This is a genomic window from Pseudogemmobacter sonorensis, from assembly GCF_042762395.1.
Lineage (GTDB): Bacteria > Pseudomonadota > Alphaproteobacteria > Rhodobacterales > Rhodobacteraceae > Pseudogemmobacter > Pseudogemmobacter sonorensis.
This window is the reverse complement of record NZ_JBEFZE010000004.1, coordinates 170126-191834: the sequence shown is the minus strand read 5'-3', so window position 1 is coordinate 191834 and position 21709 is coordinate 170126. Positions and strand designations below refer to the sequence as shown.

Below are 21709 nucleotides of genomic sequence, written 5' to 3'. Positions count from 1 at the left end.
GAATGGCCGGGCGCCGGGGCGGAGCGGGCAACGGCGGGGCGGCGACCGGGTCGGACGGCGAGAACCGGCAACGGACGAAAACGGGCAAGGACAAGGCGCGGCGTTCAAGGACCGCGCAGGGCATGAGGGCGCAGCATGATTTTCCAACAGACGGGCCCGGCCCCTCGAACGAACCATGGCCCCGGGCGGAAGCGGGAACGCCCGGCCGCACGCCTCGAAGCCGCGCCCAGGGCCGGGATCCGGGCGCTTGCCCTGCTGCTGCCCGCGCTTGCCCTTGCCGCCTGCGAGGCGGGGAGCAACCCCTTCACCGGCAGCGGCCAGGCCGAGGGCGCGCCGCGCACCCAGACCTCGACCCGGCTGGTCGAGCGCGATGTCGAGGCCCCCGGCGTCTTCCAGGTCACCGATGACGCGCTTTGGGACGGTCGGCCCTCGCTCGGCGGCGTCTGGGTCGCCTCGCCCGATGCGACCGACCCCGAGCGGGTGATCATGCGCAACCCCGCGAACGGCAAATTCGTGATCGGCGCCCTGTTCCGGCGCGAGCGCGACAATCCCGGGCCCGCCTTGCAGATCTCGTCCGATGCGGCGGATGCGCTCGGCATCCTGGCAGGGCAGCCCGCGAAGATCTCGGTCACCGCGCTTCGGCGCGAGGAAGCGCCCGAGACCACGCCCGAAACCCCGATCCTCGACAGCAACGAAAGCCTCGGGACCGCCGTGGCGGGCGCCATCGACGGCGGCGGGGTAGAGACCAGGCCCCTCGACGGCCCGACCGCGCCCGCCCGGCCCCCGACCGCCACGCCCCCTGCCCCGCCTGCGGCCCCCGCACCGGCACCGGCGGCTTCGGGCCGTCCGATCCAGATCGGCTTCTTCTCGGTCGAGGCCAATGCCAAACGCGCCATCGACACGCTGTCGAAGGCCGGGATCGCCGCCGAGACGCGGCAGGAAACCTCGCAGGGCAAGACCTACTGGTCGGTGACCGCGCGCGGCGACGCGGCGCTGCTGACCCGGATCAAGGCCGCCGGTTTCACCGACGCCTATATGCTGAGATAAAGGAAAGCCGATGTCCCTGCGCTCGATGCTGAAACCCCTTTGCCTTGCCCTTGCGGCCCTCGCGCTTTCCCCTGCCGCCCGCGCCTTCGAGACCGAGGCCACCGGCGCCTGGGTCTATGACGTGACCACCCATACCGTGCTGATGGACAAGAACGCGGGCGAGCCGCTGCCCCCCGCCTCGATGTCGAAGCTGATGACGATCAACATGCTGTTCGAGGCGCTGCGCGACGGCCGGGTCAGCATGGACACCACCTTCCCCGTCTCGGAGCGCGCGGTCGAGATGACGCGGCGCGGCGGCTCGACCATGATGCTCCAGCAGGGCGACCGGCCGACGGTGCGCGACCTGATCTACGGCATCATCGTCAATTCCGGCAACGATGCCTGCATCGTCGTGGCAGAGGGCCTTTCGGGCAGCGAAGAGGCCTTCTCGGCCCAGATGACAGAACGCGGCCGCGCCATCGGCCTGACAGCCTCGGTCTTCGCCAATTCCTCGGGCTGGCCCGATCCCACGCATCGCATGTCGATGCGGGACCTGGGCGTGCTGGCGCAGCGCCTGATCGAGGAATTCCCCGAATACTACCCGATCTTCGCCGAGACCGAATATACCTACAAGGGCCGCTCGCCCGACAACCGCTTCAACCGCAACCCCTTGCTGCGGCTGGGGATCGGGGCGGACGGGCTGAAGACCGGCCATACCACCGAGGCGGGCTTCGGCCTGGTCGGATCGGCGAAGCAAGGTGAGCGGCGGGTGATCTTCGCCATCACCGGCCTGCCCTCGGACCGCGCCCGGGCCGAGGAATCCGAGCGGATCGTCGCCTGGGCCTTTCGCCAGTTCGCGCTGAAGACCGTGGCCAGGGACGGCACCCGCATCGCCGAGGCCGAGGTCTTCATGGGCGCGGCGCCAACCGTGGGGCTGGTCCCGGCGGGGGATCTGTCGATCCTGGTCCCCGCGCTGGTGCAGGACACGATCGAGGCCGATGTGGTCTATACCGGCCCGCTGACCGCCCCGGTCGCCAAGGGCGCTCAGGTCGCCGAACTGGTGGTCAAGGTGCCGGGCCTGCCCGATCACCGCGTGGTGCTGGTGGCCGAAAGCGACGTCGGCAAGGCGGGCTTTCTGGGCCGACTGAGCACGGCGGCGGGTGTGCTGTGGCGCAACCATGTGACGGGCGGGTCCACCGGAAGCTGAGACAGCAGCGGAAGCTGGGACCGCACGGGCATCGCGCAGGCGCAAGGCGACGACATGGCAGGGCTTTTCATCTCGCTCGAAGGGATCGACGGATCGGGCAAGAGCACCCAGGGCCGCAGGCTGGCCGAGGCCCTGCGCGCCCGCGGCCATGCCGTCACGCTGACGCGCGAGCCCGGCGGCAGCCCCGGCGCCGAGGAGATCCGCCGCCTGGTGCTTGAAGGCGCCACCGACCGCTGGTCGGCCGAGACCGAGATCCTGCTCTTCACCGCCGCGCGCCGCGACCATCTGGAGAAGACCATCCTGCCCGCGCTTTCGCGCGGCGAGGTGGTGATTTCCGACCGTTTCGCCGATTCCACCCGGATCTTCCAGGGCATCACCCGGGGCGACCTGACCGGGATCGTCGACCGGCTGCATGCGCTGGTGATCGGGCGTGAGCCGGACCTGACGCTGCTTTACGACCTTGCACCCGAAACCGGGCTGGCCCGCGCCACCGCCCGGGCGGGATCCGAGATGCGTTTCGAAGAGATGGGGCTGGCCTTCCAGGCCCGCGCCCGCGAGGGCTTTCTCGCCCTTGCCGCCCGGCACCCCGGGCGCTTTCGCCGGATCGAGGCCGATGCCTCGCCCGATGCGGTGGCGGCGGCCAGCCTTGCCGCCGTGTTGCCGCATCTGGGCTGAACCTCGGCCCGGCCCCCCGGCGGCTAGGCCAGCAAGGGGCCGACCAGCGCCACCGCCCCGGGCTTGCCGATCACGAAACGCAGCTTGCCATCCAGCGGCACCTTCCGCCAGTCCAGATCCGCCGCCGCCCCGAGCGCGGTCAGGATCGGCCAGATCCCCATCACGTCCCAGGCGCTTTCGCCATAGCCGACATAGGCGTCCGCCTCGCCGGTGGCGACCTCGATCATCGCGGCGGTGGCACAGTTGCAGACCCGGACCATGGCCGCCCCCTCGACCTGCAACCGGCGCAGGGTGGCAAGGCGCCGGTCCAGCGGGAAATGCCCGCCCCCCATGCCGAAACCGACCGAGGCGCGGGCCGGATCGAAGGCGGCCAGCGCCGGGAGGGGCGCGCCGTTCAATTGCGGCGCGACGCCCGCGCCGCCGATCAGCACCATCCCCTCGACCGGCGCATGGACCACGCCCAGGGCCGGGCGCCCGCCATCGTAAAGCCCGATCGAGACCGACCATTGCCGCCCGCCGCGCACGAAGTTGAAGGTGCCGTCGATGGGGTCGATCACCCAGACCCGGCCCGAACGGCCCGGGGTCGTGCTGCCCTCCTCGCCCAGGATGCCATCCTCGGGAAAGGCCGCGCGCAGCCGCTCGACGATCAGCGCCTCCACCGCGCGGTCGGCGACGGTCACCAGATCGAGCGGCCCCTTGGCGCTGACGGCGCCCGCGCCGAGGCGGCCGAAATGGGTCATGGCAAGCGCGCCCGCCTCATGGGCGAGCGAGAGAAGGAATTCCTGCATCGGGGTCTTTCTGGCAAGGATGGGTCAAAGCGGCGGGAACCGCCGGTGGATCACATGGCCTGGAGCCGGGCCGATCAGGTGGATCGCATAGCCATAGGGCTCGTCCACCGGCACGGGATCGGCGGGCCCCTGGGGCTCGAGCGCGAATTGCGCCGCGGTGCTGGTGGCGGCCAGGATCACCGCATTGCCGTGCAGGATGGCGAAGGGGCGGTGCATATGGCCGCAAAGCACCGGCACCGGCCCCGCCAGCCGCGCGATCGCCGCCAGCAGCCGCGCGGCGGCGCCCTCGTCCAGCAGGTTGCGGTCCAGGGCGCCCATCCGGGTGGGCAGGGGCGGATGGTGCAGGGCGATCATCGTCAGCCCCGCGAAGGGCCGCGCCAGCCGGTCCTCGATCCAGTCGAGCTGCGCCCCCTCCAGCACGCCACCGATCCGGCCGGGGTCCAGGCTGTCGAGCGCCAGCAGCCGCAAGGGGCCCTGGATCCGCTCCTGGAACAGCAAGGCCGGATCGGCCCAGCCCTGGTCGGGGAAACTCTCGCGCAAAAGCGCGCGGTCGTCGTGGTTGCCGGGCAGGATCACGAAGGGCACGGTCAGATCCGCCAGCAGATCGCGCAGGATCGCATATTCGCCGGGGCGGGCGTCATTGACGTTGTCGCCGGTGATCACCACCAGATCCAGCGCGGGTCGGCAGGCGTTCAGATCGGCGACCAGCCTGCGCGCCCGCGCCACCGCATCGCCGCGCGTCAGGCCGACGGGGGCGGTGCCCTCGATCAGATGAAGGTCCGAGATATGGGCGATGTTCATGTCATGTCACCTGATGCCTGCGCGCATGAAACTCTGCACGAACTGGCGCTGGAAGATAAGGAAGGCGATCAGCAGCGGCGCGACCGAGGTCAGCGTGGCCGCCGTGATCGTCGGCCAGTCGATCCCCTGCTCGGGCGCCGAGAAGACCGAGAGCCCCACGGTGATCGGGCGGGTCCTGACGCTGTTGGTCACCACCATCGGCCAGAGGTAATTGTTCCAGTGGAACGCCACCATCACCAGCCCATAGGCCAGGTAGGCCGGTTTCGCCAGGGGCACATAGACCCGCCACAGGATCTGCATCGGGCCCGCGCCCTCCATCCGCGCGGCCTCGTCCAGCTCCTTCGGGACGGATTTGAAGCTCTGGCGCAAGAGGAAGATCCCGAAGGCCGAGGCCAGATAGGGAAGCGCGACCGCAAGCGGCGTGTCCATCACCCCAAGCCATGAGACGGTGCGGTAGTTCCTGACCAGCAGGATCTCGGGCATCACCATGAGCTGGACGAGGAACAGCATGAACAAGGCCTGGCTGCCCCGGAACGGGAAGGCCACGAAGGCATAGGCCGCCAGCGTGCAGATGACATATTGCGCCGAGACGACCAGCGTCACCAGCACCAGCGTGTTCAGGAAATAGCGCGGGAAGGGCAGCCGGTCCCAGACCCGGGCGAAATTCTCGATGGTCAGCGGCGCGAAAAGGTCGAACCTTGTCGCATATTCCGCCGGATGGATTGCGGTCCAGACCGCATAGACCAGCGGCAGGATCCACAGGAAAGCCAGCGGCAGCGCCAGCCAGGTCCAGAGCGATGCGCCTTTCATCGGTAAAACACCTTCCGGTCGAGCCATCCGAACTGCACCAGCGCGATCAGCGCAAGGATCACCAGCAGGACCACCGTCAAAGCCGAGGCATAGGCGGTATCCCAGAAGCCGAAGCCCGTCTGCCAGATGTAGTAAAGCAGAAGCTGGGTCGAATTGTCGGGCCCACCCCGCGTCATGGTCATGACATGGTCGATCAGGCGAAAGGCCTCGATCACCGCGTTGATGGCCACGAAAAGCGTGGTCGGCATCACCAGGGGCAGGATCACGCGGCGCAGCCTTTGCCAGGGGCGGGCGCCCTCAAGCGTGGCGGCCTCGATCAGCGTGGGCGAGATCTGTTGCAGCGCGGCCAGGTAGAAGATCATGAAGAACCCCGCGTTCTTCCAGACCGTGATCACGATCAGCGCGCCAAGCGCGGTCGCCGGGCTGCCCAGCCAGTTGTTGCCGCCCAGACCAAGGGGCTTCAGCACCTGGTCGATCAGCCCGTAGTCGGGGGCGTAGAAGAACATCCAGATATTGGCCACCGCCACCATCGGCAGGATCGTGGGGGTGAAGAAGGCCAGCCGCGCAAAGGCCCGGCCCCGGATATTGGCATTGACCAGCAGCGCCAGCCCAAGCGCCAGCCCGATCGAGGCCGGGATCGTCACCGCCGCGTAGACCGCGGTGTTGCGCATCGCCTTCCAGAACACCGGGTCGTTCAGCATGGTCTGGTAGTTCTGCATCCCCACCCAGACCGCCGCGCGGCGTCCGCGCGGGGTCGAGTGGAAACTGTCCCACAGCGTCGCCATCGTGGGAAACAGGGTGAAGCCCACCAGCAGAACCAGCGTCGGCGACAGCAGAAGCAGGCCGTGGACAAGGGTGCGAGAGGGCTTCACCACCGCCTCCGTCAGTTCTGGTAGGGGGCGAGGATGCGCTCGGCCTCGGCCTGGGCGCGGTCGAGCGCCTCCTGCGGCGAGGCCGAGCCGGTCAGCGCGGCCTGGATCGCATCGTTGATCAACTGGTTGATGCGGTTGTTCTCATAGGTCGAGAATTCGGGCACCGCGACCGGGATCTGCTTCCTTGCCACTTCGGCGGCGGGCACTTCGGCGACATAGGCCTTCATCGCCTCGGTGTCCCAGCTATCGTCGCGCGGCGCGACATAGCCGGTCTTGATCGACCAGTCCGCCAGCAGCTCCGGCGAGGAGAGGAAGCGGACCAGCTTCCAGGCGGCCTCTTTCTCTTCCTCGGGCGCGCCCTCGAAGATATAGAGGCTGCCGCCACCCAGAACCGAGGCCGGTTCCGGGTTGCCCGGCAGCGGCGCGACGCCGAAGTCGAACGAGGCGTTCTGGCGAATGTTGCCCAGGTTGCCGGTCGTGGTCCAGGCGATGGCCAGGCGGCCCTCCAGGAAGTCGGCGGGGGTGGTGGCCCATTCCTGGATGCCCGGCGGGTGAGCGGCGTGCTTGTCCGCAAGATCGACCCAGAATTGCAGCGCCTCGACCGCCTCGGGGCTGTTGAGCATGGTGGTCGTGCCGTCGTCCGAGCGCAGCCGCGCGCCGTTCTGTGCCACCATCGGCTCGAACAGCCACTGGCCCGAGCCGGAATTGCCCGGGATGCCGATGCCCCATTGGGTGACATTGCCCGCGCCGTCGCGCAGGGTCAGTTTCGAGGCGGCCTCGGCCAAAGCGCCCCAGGTTGTCGGCGGCGCTTCGGGGTCGAGACCGGCGGCGCGGAACGCATCCTTGTTGTAATAGGCCACCAGGGTGGAACGCTGGAACGGGATCGACCAAAGATGGCCCTCGGCCTCGCCCGACTGGCGATAGGGCAGCATGAAGCCGTCAAGCCAGGCGCGGTCCTCGTCGGTGCGGATGAACGGATCCAGGGGCGCGATCACCTCGTTGTCCAGAAGCTGGAACAGGTCGACCGACAACAGCACCGCGACCGTGGGCGGGGTGCCGTTGCGGGCCGCGGTCAGCGCGCGGTTGTAGGTGTCGACGTAATTGCCCGAATAGATCGCCTCGACCTTGATGTCGGGGTTCTGCGCCTCGAATTCGGCGACATAGCCGTCGATGGTCTGGGTCAGCGCGCCTCCGACCTGAACCGGATAGTAGAAGGTGATGTTGGTTTCCGCCAGGGCCGGCGACAGGGCAAGCACGGCCAGGCTGGCGCCGCCGAACAGCGCCCGCTTCAGGAGAGTCGTTTTCATGATGTCCTCAGGCTGGGTGAAGGGTGGATCGGGAATGCGCCGGGGCGGAGGCCGCCCGCAGGCCGGTTTCAGGGTCGAACAGGTGAAGCGCGCCCTCTGGCCAGGCCAGATGGACGGCGGCGCCCTTGCCGGTGGCGGGGCGGCCCTGCATGCGCAGATGCAGGACCGGGCCGCCGATCTCGACCGAAAGGATGGAATCGGCCCCGAAATACTCGACCGCGCGCACGCGGCCGGGCAGCCCGGTCTCGGCCAGGGTGATCTCTTCGGGCCGCAGCCCGACCAGCAGGCCAGGGGGCAGATGCGCCGCCTGCGCGCCCAGATCGGCGACGGTCACGATATTCATCGGCGGCTGGCCGACGAAACCCGCGACGAAGGTCGAGGCGGGGCGCGCGTAAAGCGCCTCGGGCGTGTCGAATTGCGCGATCCGGCCGTCCTTCAGAAGGGCGACGCGATCGGCCATCGACATGGCCTCGGTCTGGTCGTGGGTGACGAAGATCATGGTGATGCCAAGCCGCTGCTGCAAGGCGCGGATCTCGGCCCGCATCTCGGCGCGCAGCTTGGCGTCCAGGTTGGAAAGCGGCTCGTCCAGAAGGCAGACCGGCGCCTCGGCGATCAGCGCGCGGCCAAGCGCCACCCGCTGCTGCTGGCCGCCCGAAAGCTGCGAGGGGCGGCGGTCGAGCAGTTTCTCAAGCCCCAGGAGCGACGCCACGCGGGCAAGCTTCCCGGCCTGGGCCTTGCGGCTTTCGCCCCGCACCGACAGGCCGAAGGTGATGTTGTCGCGCACGTCCAGATGCGGGAACAGGGCATAGGACTGGAACACCATCGAGACGCCGCGTTTCGACGACGGCAGCAGGGTGATGTCGCGCCCGCCCAGATGGACCGAGCCCGAATCCGCCTGTTCCAGCCCTGCGATCAGCCGCAGCGTGGTGGATTTGCCGCAGCCCGAGGGACCGAGCAGCGCGATGAACTCGCCCTCGCGGGTCTCGAAGCCGATGTCGCGCACCACCTGGGTCTCGCCCCAGGATTTGTGCAGGTTGCGGACGGAAAGAACGGCCATGCTGCATCTCCCTCAGGCGAAAACCAGTTTGGCGGCGACATCCCCGGCCAATTCGCCGATCAGGTCGCGGGTGGCGGTGTCGGTCACGATCCGGTCCACCTGCGCAAGCGGCGCGATCACCGACAGCGCGCTGCGGGTGAATTTGGTATGGTCGGCGACCACGATCACCTCTTGAGCGATTTCGATCATGGCGCGCTGCGCCTCGGCCAGGGCGGGGTTCGAGATCGCGATCTGCCCCCGCGCCAGATCCACCGCCGAGACCGACAGGAACAGCCGGTCGACGTTGAAGCCCCGGATCGAGGCCGCCGCCAGCGCGCCGGTCAGCGAATGGTTGAAATGGTGGTATTCCCCGGCCGTCACGAACATCCGGGGCGAGGCGTCGGCGGCGGTCAGCGTGGCGATGATATCGGTGCCGTTGGTCAGGAAGGTCAGGTCCCTGCGTCCGGCCAGTTGCTGCGCCACATTCAGGACGGTGGTGCCCGCATCCAGGAAAACCGCGTCGCCCGGCCGCACCATCTGCGCCGCCGCCTTGCCGATTCGCGCCTTTTCGGCGGCATTCTGCACCAGCCGGTCGGAATTGGGCAGTTCCTGGGTGATCTGGCGCGGCGCCAGAGCGCCGCCATGGGTGCGCTGCAGGTAGCCCCTGCGCTCCAGATCCGCCAGATCGCGGCGCACCGTCGCCTCCGAGACGCCGAGAAAGCCGCACAACTCCTGGATATCCAGCCAGCCGCGCGTCTGAAGCCGCTCCAGAAGCTGGCCGTGACGATTGTTGGTGAAGGACTGGCTTTCCACGAAGGGCCCTCTGGCTGACGGGTGATGGCCGTCTTATGGGCCGGGTTTGCGACGCGCATATGACACGATCCGATCACATGATCGGTTTCGATCAAACCTGCGCCGCCTGCCGGGCGCCCGTCGGCAGGACCGGGGGGGGCGGGACGCGCGGCGCGATCCATTGATGCCGCCCCCGATCTCGGGCTAGAAACGCCCGGTGCAATGAAGATGCCAAGCTTTCGGGCCCGCGGCGCGGCCGCCTCGTTCGCCAGGTCAGGTCGAGTCGGGGTCGGCTCGGGACCAGCCCCCGGGATCGCGCCGGAACAGGAGCCCAGGCATGCCGCGAGAAGACGCCCCCCGTCGCCGCCCCGATCCCGCCCAGGCCGGGCTGATGCCGCTGCATGTCATCGGTTGCGACGACTTCGAACGCGCCCTGCTGCCGCTTCTGCGCGCCCTGATGCAGACCTGCCGCAACCCCCGGGGGCGCTCGTGGAACGCGGTCTATGGCGCGGCCTCCGCCCGCTGGGGCACGCGGACGGGCCTGCCCCTCGCCTATGACCTGGCCCGGATTTCCGAGGCGCTGTTGCGGGTGAAGGGCGACAGGCTTCGGATGCTGGACGGCACCGCCGATGCCGCCCGGGTGACGCGGGACGAAAGGCTTCTGCTCTTGCTTCTGCACCAGTTGCGCCGCAACCATGTCGCGGCGGGCCAGGACTTCCTCCTCGACCTGACCGAGGGCGAGATGGACGCCGAGCTGATGGCGCTTGCATCGGGTTTCGCCCGGCGGCATTCCTGCGCAACCCCGCGCGAGATCCGCCACGACGGCCCGGTCGGCCCGCATCTGCGCCCCGTCTGACGCGGCATCTGGAACGGCGCCTGCGCGAAGCAAAATCTTGAAAGACCCCCGGTGATCGAAGTCGAAAACATCTGCAAGAGCTTCCGCCCCTCTGGCCAGACCGGCCGGATCGTCGCGCTCAGGGACATCAGCTTCAGGCTCGCCCCGCGTGAGGTCCTCGGCATCGTCGGCAAGAGCGGCGCGGGCAAGACCACGCTGCTGCGCGTGCTCAGCCTGCAGATCCCGCCGGACAGCGGCAGGCTGGATTTCGGCGCCACCCGGATCGACAGCCGCACCCCCCGCCCCCTGCGGCGCGAGGTGATGCGCCGCACCTCGACCGTGTTCCAGGGTTTCAGCCTGCTCTACAACCGCAACGTCTTGGAGAATGTCGCCCTGCCCCTGAAGCTGCGCGGCCGGTCGCGGGCCGAGCGCGAGGGATGCGCGCGCGAGATGCTGGATTTCGTCGGCCTCGGGGCCCATGCGGGCAGCGATCCGATCACCCTTTCGGGGGGCGAGGCGCAGCGCGTCGCCATCGCCCGCGCGCTGGTCACCGCCCCCGAGGTGCTGTTTCTGGACGAGCCGACCTCGGCCCTCGACGCCGAGACCAGCCGCGACATCCTGGACCTGCTCAAGAAGGTGCGGCAAAGCTATCCGGTGGCCATGGTCCTGGTGGCCCATCACATGGAGGTCGTGCGCTACATGTGCGACCGGGTGCTGCATCTCGACGCGGGCCGGGCCCTGCGCCTCGGCCCGATCAGGAATGCCGCCCGCTTCCGCCTGGACCCGATCGAGGCGCTGTGGGAGGGGGACGGCGATGTTTGACTGGCTGACGCAAAGCTGGGCCCGCTTCGGTCCCCAGATCGTCACCGGCTTTGCCGAGACCTTCGTCATGGTCGCGGTGTCCTTCGCGATCTCGGCGGTGATCGGCACCGGCGCGGGCCTGCTTCTGTCGCTTTGCAGGCGCGGCGGCGCATGGGAGAACCCGCTTCTGGCGGCGCCGGTATCGGTCCTGGTGAACCTGATCCGCTCGGTCCCGTTCATCCTGCTGCTGATCATCCTGGCGCCGCTGGCGCGGCTGCTGGTCGGCACGGCCTACGGGATATATGCCTCGATGGTGTCCCTGACCATCGTGGGCGTGGCCATCGTCACCCGGCTGGTCGAACAGGCCGTCGCCGACATCAACCCGCAGCTTTTCCAGACCGCGCATGCGCTTTCGGCAAGCCGCCGCCAGTTGGTCACCGAATTCATCCTGGTCGAGGCGCGCGCCGCGCTGATCCTGGGCTATACCTCTGCCATCATCAGCCTGATCGCCTATTCGACGGTGGTGGGCGTGATCGCCGGGGGCGGCATCGGCTATCTCGCGTTGCAAGAGGGGTTCTACATGTGGAACCAGCCGCTGATGTGGGTCATCATCCTGCTGATGACCGTCTTCGTCCAACTCATCCAGCTTTCGGGATCCGCCCTTGCCAGAAAACTCGACAGAAAAGGAAAGGCCCGGAATTCATGAAAAACTTCGCAAGACTTGCGGCCGTGCTGGCCGCCGCGCTGACCCTTGCCGCGCCCGCCCGGGCGCAGGAGGTGATCCGGCTGGGCGTCTCGTTCTTCCCGTTCCACTCGGCCGACGCCACGCAACCCGACCTGCTGGACGCCATCGCGCCCGAGCTTGAGGCGGCGGGCTACAGGGTCGAGAAGACCGTGTTCCTCAACTATGCCGAGGCCAATCCGGCGCTGGCGCATGGCGAGATCGACGGCAACCTGATCCAGCACCGGCTTTACATGGAGATTTTCAACACCCGCGCGGGCGCCGAGTTGGCGATCGCCCAGCCGGTCTATCACGCGACCTTCGCGCTTTATTCCGGGCTCTGGTCCGATCTGGACGCGATCCCCGAGGGCGAGACGGTGCTGATCCCCAACGACGGGGTGAACACGGCCCGCGCGCTGCTCTTGCTGCAGGATGCGGGCCTTGTGGAACTGCGCGAGGGCGCCGCCCATCAGGCTTCGGTCGCCGATATCACCGCCAATCCCCGGGACCTGCGGTTCGAGGAGGCACCCCTGACGGCGACGGCGGGCGCCTATGACGAGGGCGGGCGCAGGCTTGCCGTCATGTATCCGACCTATGCCCGCGCGCTTACGCTGGAGGGCGATGCCGAGCGGCTTTACGTCGAAAGGCGCGGCGAGATCGCCGATGCCTATGCGATCAGCCTTGCGGTGAATACCCGCGACCTGGACGATCCGAAGACAAGGGCGGTGGCGCAGGCGCTGCGCTCGGACGCGGTCGCGACCTTTCTGGAAGAGAATTACGGCTGGGCCGCGATTCCGGCGCGCTAGGCCGACGGGCCGGAGGAACCCGCGCCAGGGGAAATCTCCCAGGCCGGAACCGCGCCAGGGGAGACCGCCCCGGACAAGATGCCGAAAGCCGCCCGCCGCCCGGGCGGTTTTCAGGGCGGCTTTTCCTTCAGGATGGGGCCTCAGGGCTGATTTTCTTGCGGCGGCCTGTTCAGGGCGGCCCTGTCTCGGGCGACCTGCGCTCGGGCCACCTGCGCTCGCCCCCCGCTCTCTGAACACCCCGTCCCGGCGCGGGCCCCTCGGGATGGCCTGGCTCAGGGCAGCTTGTTCAGCCACTCCACGGTGCCGTATTTCGAGGCGACCAGCGCCTCGGCCGCCGCGTATTCCGCCTCGGTGAGGTCGCCCGCGATGCCGCCGTTCAGCTCCACGAACATCGCCTTCATCGCCGCGATCACCTCGTCGCGCGACAAGCCGCTCTGGCTGCGCACGGGATCCACGCGCTTTCCGGCGCTTGCCGTGCCCTTGTCCGACAGCTTTTCCCGCCCGATCCGCAGCACCCGCATCATCTTGTCGGCATCCATGTCATAGGCCATGGTCACATGATGCAGCACGGTGGTGTTGGAGCCGAACCGCTTCTGCGCCGCGCCGCCGATCTTGCCCTTGGGGCTGGAGATGTCGTTGAGCGGCTTGTAGACCGCCTCGATCCCGATGGAATTCAGCGCCTTGAGCACCCAGTTGTCGAGAAAGGCGTAGGAATCGGCAAAGCCCATATCCGCCACCAGATCCACCGGCGCGTAAAGCGAATAGGTGATGGCCGAGCCCGGCTCGACGAACATGGCGCCGCCGCCGGTGGCGCGGCGGACGACCTCGACCCCCAGTTCCGTCGCGGCCTCAAGATCGACCTCGTTCTTCAGGGACTGGAAGGCGCCGATGATGATCGCGGCCCTGTCCCAGGTCCAGAACCGCAACGTGGGCGCGCGACGGCCGCTTGCCACCTCATGCGACAGCACCTCGTCCATCGCCACATGCATGGCGGGGGAAAGCGCCCGGGCATCGACGATGTTCCATTCGAAATCGGTCCAGGTCTTGGCCACGCCAAGGGCGCGGCGCACGGCGATGGCCACCGCCTCGGGGGTGAAGCCGAAAAGCTGGGCCCCTTCGGGCAGGGCATCGCGGATCGCGGCGGCGATCTGCGGCGCCGGGGCGGTCTCGCCCAGGCCCAGAAGCGCGCCGGACAGGGCGCCAAGCGCCTCCTCGGGTTCAAGGAAGAAATCGCCCGAGATCTGCGCCGATGCGATCCGGCCCCCGGCCGTCTCGATATCGGCGACGATCAGCTTGCCGCCGGGGACCTTGTATTCACCATGCATCTGCGCCTCGTGAAGCTGGAGGGAAAGGGGCTGGAGACCGCCGCGAGCGAAAGGGGGCGCAAGCGAAAGAGGCGGATCCCGGACTGGCTTACCCTGCGGGATAAACCTGTCGGGCGGCAGATGCAAACCGCCGCCCCCTGCCCGCCCGGACCGGACGCTCATCGCCCCCGGGGCGGCGGCGCCGGATCCGCCCGGCGACAGCAGCACGATCAGGTAGAGCCCGCCCGGAAAGCCGGTGGTCAGCCCGATCGGCATCGCAAGGCCGAAGGGCGCGGCCTGGCTGAGCAGATCCGCCGCCAGAAGCAGGCAGGCCCCGGCGATGGCGCCCGGGATCACCGGCACGTCGGGCGAGCGGGTCAGGCGGCGCGCCACCTGCGGCCCCGCCAGCGCGATGAAGGCGATCGGCCCGGTGCAGGCCGTCGCGACCGAAGTCGGCCCGACCGAGGCCAGGACCAGCACCAGCCGCATGCGCCCCACCCTCAGCCCCGGTTGCGCGGCCATTTCCTCGCCCATCTCCAAAAGCGAAAGACGGCGCGCATTGGCGATCACCAGCGGCGCGAAAAGACAGATCCCGGCCAGCGCGGTCCAGACATGCGCCCAGCTTCGCGCGCTCAGCGATCCGGCAAGCCGGATCTGCGCCGACATGGCGCGCTCCAGATCGCCAATCACCAGAAAGCTGGTGTTCAGGCCGGTCAGGATCGCCCCCATGCCGATGCCGACCAGGACCAGCCGATAGCCGCCGCCCTGCGCCTCGGCCCCGCCGCCGCGCCAGCAGCAGGACGGTCAGCGCCGTGGCCATGCCCGACAGGACCGCCGTCAGCACCGGAACAGGGCGGAACAGCACGATCTGCACGATCGCCCCGGTGGCCGCGCCGGTGGTAATGCCGATCACGTCGGGCGAGCCGAGCACGTTGCGCGACAGCGACTGGAAGACCGCCCCCGCCACGCCAAGCGCCGCCCCCTCCATCGCCGCCGTCAGCACGCGCGGCAGCCGGATGCGCCGCACGACGCGGGTGACGGTCTCGTCCTCGGCCCTGCCCGCCAGCCCGGCAAGGATCTGTCAGGGGCCGAACGGCACCGTCCCCGTCGCCAGCAGCACGAGGCCAAGCGGAAGGATCAGCCCGCACAGGATCACGCAGACCCAGACCGCGCCCCGCCGCCAGAGGACCGAGACCGGCCCCACCGCAAGGACCCTGTATTCCGGCGGGCTCATCGCCGGGCCAGCCGGAAACGGCGCACGACATGGATGAAGAACGGCTCGCCCAGCATGGCGGCGACGATCCCGGCCGCGATCTCGTTCGGGGCTGCGGCGACACGGCCGATGATGTCGGCGCCCAGAAGCATGGCAGCGGCGAACAGCGCCGAAATCAGCAGGATGCTACCGTCCCCGGGCCCGGCAAGCACGCGCGCCAGATGCGGGGCGATCAGGCCGACGAAGCCGATGGCCCGGCCGCCGCCGTGCCCACGCCCGCCAGGATCATCACCGTCAGGCAGACCAGCGCCCAGACCCGCCGCGGCCTGAGGCCAAGCGCCTGCCCCATGTCCGGTCGGCAACGCGACGGATCTTGCCGATGTCGCGCATTTCAAGAAGCGCCGCGGACGGTTTCATTCGGGAATGCTCCGGGGGAATTCGTGACATGACCGCGCCGACGGCCAGAGGAGGACGGGGTCGGCGCGGTCAGCGGCTGCGGGCCGGGGGTTCAGCCGGACCTACTGAACGTCTTCCTTCTTGTAATAGCCCGAGCCGATCGGCACCTCTTCCCGGTTCGAGGCATCCACCGCGACCGGCTCCGGCAGATAGGACGGCACCACCTTGATGCCATGTCGTAGGTGACGGTGTCGTTGATCTCCGGCTCGCCGCCCTTCAGCATGACATCGACCATGCCGCCGGTGACGCGCGCCAGTTCGCGGGTGTCCTTGAAGACGGTCGAATAATGCTCGCCCACCAGGATCGACTCGACCGAGGGCAGCTCCGCATCCTGGCCCGAAGCGATCGGCATCTCAAGATCGCCCGAACCATGGCCCGCGCCCTTGAGCGAGGAGAGGATCCCGATCGACAGCCCGTCACAGGGCGAAAGCACGCCATGAACCCGCACGCTGGAATAGTTCGCGGTCAAGAGGTCGTCCATCCGCGCCTGCGCCACCGCACCGTCCCAGCGAAGGGTGCCGACCCTGTCCATGCCGGTCTGGCCCGAGCCGGTCACGACGGAGCCGTCGTCGATCAGCGGTTGCAGGACCGACATCGCGCCATCGTAGATGAAGAAGGCGTTGTTGTCGTCCGGCCAGCCGCCGAACAACTCGACATTCCACGGCTTCTGGTCGGGGAACCGCTCCTCCAGGCCCTTCACCAGGCTGCTCGCCTGCTGAACGCCGACCTTGAAATTGTCGAAGGTCGCATAATAGCTGACCGCATCGGTGTCGCGGATCAGCCGGTCGTCGGCGATCACCTTGATTCCGGCAGCCTGCGCGTTTTCCAGCGCATTCGACAGCGTGGTGCCGTCGATCTGGGCGAGCTGGTTCAGAATGTCGTCCTCGGCATATTGCAGATCGGTGCCATGGCCCTCGGCCTGGAACTGCTCGACCATGGAATTGCCGTCGCCGATCCAGCGGGCGGACGATTTGGCGGGCATGGCGATGCCGATGGTCTCGGCCATTGCGCCGAACGCAAGGAACGAGGCACCGATCGCCAATGCGACCGTGGCGGTTTTGATTTTCATGTCTTCCTCCCTGTGGGTCACGCACCGCTTGCGGGCCGATTCCCTGTCTGAACCCTCCTCCAACAGCTCGACCGCCACACTCGCCTTCCAGGTGAATGATGGTAAATTACACCTTCCGACAACCTCATGACGATTTTGATAGGTCGAAGCCGCCGCCCCGCCTGATGCTGAAGCCGAACCAGTTGCGGCTGATTCACGAAATCTCCGAAACCGGCCAGTTGCAGAGGGCCGCCGAGGCGGTGGGCATGACCCAGCCCGGCGCCTCGCGCATGCTGGCCGAGACCGGGCGGCAGCTTGGCGCTGCGCTGTTCCTGCGCCAGGCCAAGGGCATGGAGCCGACCGGGATCGGCCCTTCGGTCCTGCGCCGGGCTCGGGTGATCCTGCACGAGATGGGCAGCATGGCGCATGAGCTGCAAAACCTGCACGAGGGGCTGCGCGGCACCGTGCGGGTTGGGCGCGGTCACCCGACCCGCCGTGCGCTATCTGGTGACGGCGGTGCGGCAGGTGAAGGAAGAGGCGCCGAACGCGGTGATCACCGTCGACGTGCTGCCGTCGCGCGGTCTGCTGACCCAACTGGCGGCGGGCGAGATGGATTTCGTGCTGTCGCGGATCCTGCCCGAGTTCGACAGCCGCGATTTCAACATCCTGCCCTTGCAGGACGACAAGGTGGCGCTGCTGACGCGGGCGGGGCATCCGCTGGCCCGCGCCGCCCTGGTCACCCTGGCCGAGTTGCTGGGCTATGAATGGATCATGCAGCAGCGCGGCGCCCCGATCCGCGAGGCGACGCTTGCCACCTTCGCCGGGCTGGGCCTGTCCGAACCGGCCAATGTGGTGAACAGCCCCTCGACGCTGCTCACCCTCGCCTATCTGGGGCAGTCGGACGCGGTGGCGCCGCTGTCGGACGAGGTGGCGGAACTGCTGATCCGTCCGCCGGTCGGCGCCGGTTTCGTGGCCCTGCCCATCGCCAACGACATCCGCGTCTCACGCTACTACCTGCTCGACCTCAAGCGCCGCTCGCTCTCGCCGCTGGCCCGGCGCCTGCGCGAGCGGCTGCTGGATGGCGGCGTGGCCAGCGCCTCACCGCCCCTGATCGCCGACAGGTGAGCGAGACCGGCGCATGGCCGCAGAGCCTGACAAGCTGTTTCAGCATTAAACTTCTCTTTGGCCTCCCCAATTCTTGCATGCGGAGGCAAATCTGAACCGACAAAGGGCGCAGCCAGCATTCGGCCCTGCCCCCCGCCCGGTCAACCTCCGCCCGACGCCTCTTCCTCCAGCACACGCGCGATGCCCCGCCGCCGCCATGACGTTCACTTCTTCGGAAGAAGACCTGACAGAGGTTGATGAACATATCATGAACAAATATGTCTTCCGCCATGGCTAGAACCCTTCAGGACAAGCTGGCGATTCTCTCGGACGCCGCGAAATACGATGCCTCCTGCGCCTCCTCGGGCGGCGAGAAGCGCGATTCCCGCGCGGGCGGCCTCGGCTCTTCCGGCGGCAGCGGCATCTGCCATGCCTATACGCCGGACGGGCGCTGCATCAGCCTGCTGAAGATCCTGATGACCAATTTCTGCATCTTCGACTGCGCCTATTGCATCAACCGGGTGTCCTCGAACGTCGAACGCGCGCGCTTCTCGGTCGAGGAGGTGGTGATGCTGACGCTGGAATTCTACCGCCGCAACTATATCGAGGGGCTGTTCCTGTCCTCGGGCATCATCCGTTCGCCCGACCAGACCATGGCTGACATGGCGCGGATCGCGCGGACACTGCGGCAGGACCATGGCTTCAAGGGCTATATCCATCTGAAAACCATCCCCGACGCCAGCCCGGAGCTGATCCGCGAGGCCGGGCTTCACGCCGACCGTCTCTCGATCAATGTCGAACTGCCGCAGGATGCGAGCGTGCGCCGCTTCGCGCCGGAAAAGCGCCCCGAGACCATCCGCTCGGCCATGGCGCAGGTGCGGCTGGAGGGCGAGGCCGCGAAGGATCGCAGCCACACCGGCAAGCGCCCGCCGCGTTTCGCCCCGGCGGGGCAGTCGACCCAGATGATCATCGGCGCGGACGGCGCCGACGATGTGACGATCCTGCAAAGCTCGACCCGGCTTTATTCCGGCTACCGGCTGCGGCGGGTCTTTTATTCGGCCTTCTCGCCGATCCCGGATGCCTCCTCTGCCCTGCCGCTGATCCAGCCGCCCTTGTTGCGCGAACATCGGCTCTACCAGGCCGACTGGCTGCTCCGGTTCTACGGCTTCAGCGCCGAAGAGATCGCGACCGGCGCGAAGGCGGGCCATCTGGATCTTGAGATCGACCCGAAACTGGCCTGGGCCTTGCAGCATCGCGGGCTTTTCCCGCTGGACGTGAACCGCGCCGGGCGCGACATGCTCTTGCGGGTGCCGGGCTTCGGGACCCGCACGGTGGACCGCATCCTGGCGGCGCGAAGAACACGCAGCCTTCGCTACGAGGATCTGGCCCGGATGGGCGCGCTGATGAAGAAGGCGCGCGCCTTCGTCGCCGCCCCGGGCTGGTCGCCCAAGGGCCTGACCGACAGCCCCGACCTGCGGGCGCGTTTCGCGCCGCCGCCAAAGCAGCTTTCCCTGCTGTGAGCCATGCCGTCACCCTGCCGGAGCGAGGCCTCTTCGACGCCTGGCGCGCGGCTGCCCGGATCGCGATCAGCCACCGGATCGCCCCGGAAGAGATCGAGTGGACAGAAGGCGGAGGGACGGAAAGCGGGGGATTGTTCGCCGCATCCCCGCTGCCCGACGCCATCGGCCCGCACAAGGCCATGGTGCCGCAGGCTTTCGTCAAGCTGGCGGGATCGGTGATCTGGCATTCCGCGCCCGAGCGGCTTTCGGCCCTGTATCGGGCGCTCTGGCGGATCGACCGCCGCGACGGCGATCCGCTGTCGCAGGCCGATCCCCTGGGGCGGCGGCTGGCCCTGATGGCGAAATCCGTGGGGCGCGACATCCACAAGATGCATGCCTTCGTGCGGTTCCGCGAACTCCCCTCGGAAGGACGCCGCCGCTTTGTCGCCTGGTTCGAGCCCGAGCACGACACACTGGAACCCGGCAGCGCCTTCTTTGCCAGGCGCTTTGCCGATATGGACTGGATCATCGCCACCCCGCGCCTGACCGCGCGGTTCGAGGCGGGCCGCCTGAGCTTCCATCCCGGCGGCGCGCGCCCCGACCTGCCCGAGGATGGCTCCGAACACCTCTGGGCCACCTATTTCGCCAATATCTTCAACCCGGCGCGGGTCAAGCTGGATGCCATGCGCGCCGAGATGCCGAAGAAATACTGGAAGAACCTGCCCGAGACCCGGCTGATCCCCGATATGCTGAAGGATGCCGAGGCCCGCGTGGAACGGATGCGCGCGGCCGCCACCACCCTGCCCCGGCCGGGGGCGGCCGCGGTCTCGACCCGCTATCGCGGCACGATGCCCGCCGCGCCCGACCTGCCCGCGACGCTGGAAGAGGCGCGGGCCGCCGCGATGCAATGCCGCCGTTGCGGTCTGTGCGAGGCGGCGACGCAGACCGTCTGGGGCGAAGGGACCCCGACCGCGCCCCTGATGATCGTCGGCGAGCAGCCCGGCGACCGCGAGGATCTGGAGGGGCGCCCGTTCATCGGCCCGGCGGGGCAGGTCCTGCGCGGGGCGATGGCCGAGGTCGGCATCGACCCGGCCTCCGCCTGGCTGACCAATGCGGTGAAACATTTCAAATTCGCGCCGCGCGGCAAGCAGCGCCTGCATCAGCGCCCCGACCGGCAAGAGACCCTGCATTGCCGCTGGTGGCTGGGGCTGGAACTCGCCCTGATCCGGCCGGGGCTCGTGGTGGCGCTCGGCGCGACGGCGGCCTTCGCACTGACGGGAAATGACGCCCCCCTCGCGCCCCGGCGCGGGCGGATCGAGACCGGACCGAACGGCGGGCCGGTGCTGATCACCTGGCACCCCTCGGCCATCCTGCGCCAGAGGGACCGGGCGGCGGCGGCGCGGTTGCGCGGCGCATTGGCGCAGGACCTGGCCCGGGCGGCGCGCCTTTGCGGCCTTGCGCCGGGGCAATCGAACGCTACGTCACTTCGCGGAACCTGATCGCGCCCCGCGGGTTACTTTCGCAAGGGCGCAGAGCCCGGATGGTTTCCAAAGGAGTGATGTGATGGCCGATGCAGTCGATGATGTGCGCGCAAATCTTGAAAAGCAGATCGCCGATCTGAAGAAGGAAATGACGAAGATCAGCAAGTCGCTCGCCTCGCGGGCGTCGGATGCGATGGAAGATGCGGAAGAGGCCTTGGAGGAAGGCAAGGGGCGCGCGCGCCAGGCCGTCGCCCATGTCCGCGACCAAGCCCATGTCACCGCCGGCGCGATGCGCGACAACCCCGGCACCACCGCGACCGTGCTGTCCACCGTGGGCCTGATCGGCCTTGCCGCCGGTCTGGTGCTGAGCAGCGTGCTGTCGGGCGAGCGTCGCCGCTGATCCCCGGCTATCGCCTGAAAAGTCATTCGCCCGGAAGGTGTTTCCCTCCCTCTCCGGCAGGTTGCGGCCCGCATCGCTCCCATGCGGGCCACGATCTTTCGGGCCTTTCGCGCCGGATCCGCTTCGCCGGTCGCACCAGGGCCACCGCCACACGGGATTTTCGGCGGCACCGGCTGGCGGGTTCAGGGTCGGCCTTTCGCACAATCGCCGCCCTTGCCGGGGAAGGATCGGACTATACCTTTGAAACTCGTGCTTTTCGCCCTTCCGGTCGTCCTTGTCGGCTGGGCCATCGGCGGGCTGAACACCCCCGGGCTCTGGTATGATATCCTTGCAAAACCCGCGTTCAACCCGCCCGGCTGGGTCTTCGCCCCGGTCTGGACGGTGCTTTACGTCATGATCGGTGCCGTCGGCTGGCGCATCTGGGACAGGTCGAGGGATGGAGGCCTGCGCGCGCTGTGGGCGCTGCAACTCGCCTTGAACTTCATGTGGTCGCCCGTGTTCTTCGGGCTGGAAAATCCCGGTCTGGGTTTTTTGGTGATCGGCCTCCTGCTCGCCACCATCGCGGGTTTCGTCCTGCGCGCCGCCGCACGAGGCGAGAGCCTCTCGGCGGTGCTGTTCCTGCCCTATCTGGCCTGGGTTTCCTTTGCGGCGCTGCTGAATTTCCAGATCTGGCGGCTGAATTGATCGCAGCCGCAAAGCCGCCCGGAGCCGTGCCCGCGCCCTTCCC

Annotated in this window: 22 protein-coding genes and 3 pseudogenes; 13 read left to right on the top strand and 12 right to left on the bottom strand. The window is 68.4% G+C overall.

The features are described from left to right. Nucleotides 1-135 precede the first annotated feature (135 nt). The 3 genes from ABNX41_RS05110 to tmk are packed head-to-tail and all read left to right on the top strand — an operon-like array spanning nt 136 to nt 2908. On the top strand, nt 136-1047 hold the full coding sequence (locus tag ABNX41_RS05110; protein WP_438668640.1) for an SPOR domain-containing protein: 912 nt from the start codon (nt 136-138) through the stop codon (nt 1045-1047). 10 nt (nt 1048-1057) lie between these two features. Then, nucleotides 1058-2233, top strand: a complete 1176-nt coding sequence (locus ABNX41_RS05105; RefSeq protein ID WP_438668639.1) for a D-alanyl-D-alanine carboxypeptidase family protein — start codon at nt 1058-1060, stop codon at nt 2231-2233. Nucleotides 2234-2287: 54 nt separating this feature from the next. Then, complete coding sequence (tmk, locus tag ABNX41_RS05100) at nt 2288-2908, top strand: dTMP kinase (protein WP_438668638.1); 621 nt, start codon at nt 2288-2290, stop codon at nt 2906-2908. A gap of 23 nt (nt 2909-2931) precedes the next feature. On the opposite strand, the gene ABNX41_RS05095 is transcribed toward tmk, so the two are convergent. From ABNX41_RS05095 to ABNX41_RS05065, 7 genes are read right to left on the bottom strand one after another with little or no spacing between them, the layout of a single operon-like run. Next, entirely contained in the window at nt 2932-3696 is a 765-nt protein-coding gene (locus ABNX41_RS05095; protein WP_438668637.1) for an inositol monophosphatase family protein, read from the bottom strand. Nucleotides 3697-3720: 24 nt separating this feature from the next. After that, a complete protein-coding gene (locus ABNX41_RS05090) occupies nt 3721-4497 on the bottom strand; it encodes a metallophosphoesterase (protein WP_438668636.1) in 777 nt (258 codons plus the stop codon). A 6-nt stretch (nt 4498-4503) separates the two neighbouring features. Further along, entirely contained in the window at nt 4504-5307 is an 804-nt protein-coding gene (locus ABNX41_RS05085; protein ID WP_438668635.1) for a carbohydrate ABC transporter permease, read from the bottom strand. Then, on the bottom strand, nt 5304-6179 hold the full coding sequence (locus ABNX41_RS05080) for a carbohydrate ABC transporter permease (protein WP_438668634.1): 876 nt from the start codon (nt 6177-6179) through the stop codon (nt 5304-5306). Before ABNX41_RS05080 ends, ABNX41_RS05085 begins: the two co-directional genes overlap by 4 nt. A gap of 11 nt (nt 6180-6190) precedes the next feature. Continuing rightward, nucleotides 6191-7486, bottom strand: coding sequence for an ABC transporter substrate-binding protein (locus ABNX41_RS05075; protein WP_438668633.1), 1296 nt, complete (start codon nt 7484-7486; stop codon nt 6191-6193). Nucleotides 7487-7493: 7 nt separating this feature from the next. Further along, nucleotides 7494-8543: an ABC transporter ATP-binding protein gene (locus ABNX41_RS05070; RefSeq protein WP_438668632.1), complete on the bottom strand. Its 1050-nt coding sequence runs from the start codon at nt 8541-8543 to the stop codon at nt 7494-7496. A 12-nt stretch (nt 8544-8555) separates the two neighbouring features. Further along, on the bottom strand, nt 8556-9335 hold the full coding sequence (locus ABNX41_RS05065; RefSeq protein ID WP_438668631.1) for a DeoR/GlpR family DNA-binding transcription regulator: 780 nt from the start codon (nt 9333-9335) through the stop codon (nt 8556-8558). Nucleotides 9336-9651: 316 nt separating this feature from the next. Here ABNX41_RS05065 and ABNX41_RS05060 point away from each other — a divergent pair, with 316 nt between their 5' ends. From ABNX41_RS05060 to ABNX41_RS05045, 4 genes are read left to right on the top strand one after another with little or no spacing between them, the layout of a single operon-like run. Then, nucleotides 9652-10170: a hypothetical protein gene (locus tag ABNX41_RS05060; RefSeq protein WP_438668630.1), complete on the top strand. Its 519-nt coding sequence runs from the start codon at nt 9652-9654 to the stop codon at nt 10168-10170. 51 nt (nt 10171-10221) lie between these two features. Then, the gene (locus ABNX41_RS05055) at nt 10222-10971 is read left to right on the top strand and encodes an ATP-binding cassette domain-containing protein (RefSeq protein ID WP_438668629.1); all 750 of its coding nucleotides are present in this window, start codon (nt 10222-10224) and stop codon (nt 10969-10971) included. Then, nucleotides 10964-11656 carry a methionine ABC transporter permease gene (locus ABNX41_RS05050; protein ID WP_438668628.1) on the top strand — a complete coding sequence of 231 codons (693 nt, stop codon included), beginning with the start codon at nt 10964-10966 and terminating at the stop codon, nt 11654-11656. Before ABNX41_RS05055 ends, ABNX41_RS05050 begins: the two co-directional genes overlap by 8 nt. Beyond that, nucleotides 11653-12477, top strand: a complete 825-nt coding sequence (locus tag ABNX41_RS05045) for a MetQ/NlpA family ABC transporter substrate-binding protein (protein ID WP_438668627.1) — start codon at nt 11653-11655, stop codon at nt 12475-12477. The genes ABNX41_RS05050 and ABNX41_RS05045 overlap by 4 nt, the downstream gene beginning before the upstream one ends. Nucleotides 12478-12749: 272 nt before the next feature. Here the strand turns inward: ABNX41_RS05045 and lplAB are convergent, their stop codons facing one another. From lplAB to ABNX41_RS05020, 5 genes and pseudogenes are all read right to left on the bottom strand, one after another. Next, complete coding sequence (gene lplAB / locus ABNX41_RS05040; RefSeq protein WP_438668626.1) at nt 12750-14510, bottom strand: lipoate-protein ligase LplAB; 1761 nt, start codon at nt 14508-14510, stop codon at nt 12750-12752. Between the two features lie 103 nt (nt 14511-14613). Continuing rightward, nucleotides 14614-14784: pseudogene (locus tag ABNX41_RS05035) on the bottom strand (iron chelate uptake ABC transporter family permease subunit); the annotation flags it as partial. Nucleotides 14785-14862: 78 nt separating this feature from the next. Continuing rightward, a complete protein-coding gene (locus ABNX41_RS05030; RefSeq protein WP_438668625.1) occupies nt 14863-15015 on the bottom strand; it encodes a hypothetical protein in 153 nt (50 codons plus the stop codon). After that, entirely contained in the window at nt 15012-15356 is a 345-nt protein-coding gene (locus tag ABNX41_RS05025) for an iron chelate uptake ABC transporter family permease subunit (RefSeq protein ID WP_438668624.1), read from the bottom strand. The genes ABNX41_RS05030 and ABNX41_RS05025 overlap by 4 nt, the downstream gene beginning before the upstream one ends. A gap of 156 nt (nt 15357-15512) precedes the next feature. Further along, nucleotides 15513-16519 (bottom strand): annotated as a pseudogene (locus ABNX41_RS05020) (substrate-binding domain-containing protein). Nucleotides 16520-16614: 95 nt separating this feature from the next. Between ABNX41_RS05020 and ABNX41_RS05015 the strand changes: the two are divergent. From ABNX41_RS05015 to ABNX41_RS04990, 6 genes and pseudogenes are all read left to right on the top strand, one after another. Beyond that, nucleotides 16615-16806: pseudogene (locus tag ABNX41_RS05015) on the top strand (helix-turn-helix domain-containing protein); the annotation flags it as partial. Between the two features lie 118 nt (nt 16807-16924). Continuing rightward, nucleotides 16925-17623, top strand: a complete 699-nt coding sequence (locus ABNX41_RS05010; protein ID WP_438668623.1) for a LysR substrate-binding domain-containing protein — start codon at nt 16925-16927, stop codon at nt 17621-17623. A gap of 269 nt (nt 17624-17892) precedes the next feature. Then, a complete protein-coding gene (locus tag ABNX41_RS05005) occupies nt 17893-19122 on the top strand; it encodes a putative DNA modification/repair radical SAM protein (RefSeq protein ID WP_438668622.1) in 1230 nt (409 codons plus the stop codon). Then, a complete protein-coding gene (locus ABNX41_RS05000; protein ID WP_438668621.1) occupies nt 19119-20600 on the top strand; it encodes a UdgX family uracil-DNA binding protein in 1482 nt (493 codons plus the stop codon). Before ABNX41_RS05005 ends, ABNX41_RS05000 begins: the two co-directional genes overlap by 4 nt. A gap of 64 nt (nt 20601-20664) precedes the next feature. After that, nucleotides 20665-20982: a hypothetical protein gene (locus ABNX41_RS04995; protein WP_438668620.1), complete on the top strand. Its 318-nt coding sequence runs from the start codon at nt 20665-20667 to the stop codon at nt 20980-20982. A gap of 249 nt (nt 20983-21231) precedes the next feature. Then, complete coding sequence (locus ABNX41_RS04990; protein ID WP_438668684.1) at nt 21232-21666, top strand: TspO/MBR family protein; 435 nt, start codon at nt 21232-21234, stop codon at nt 21664-21666. The last annotated feature ends 43 nt before the right edge of the window (nt 21667-21709 follow it).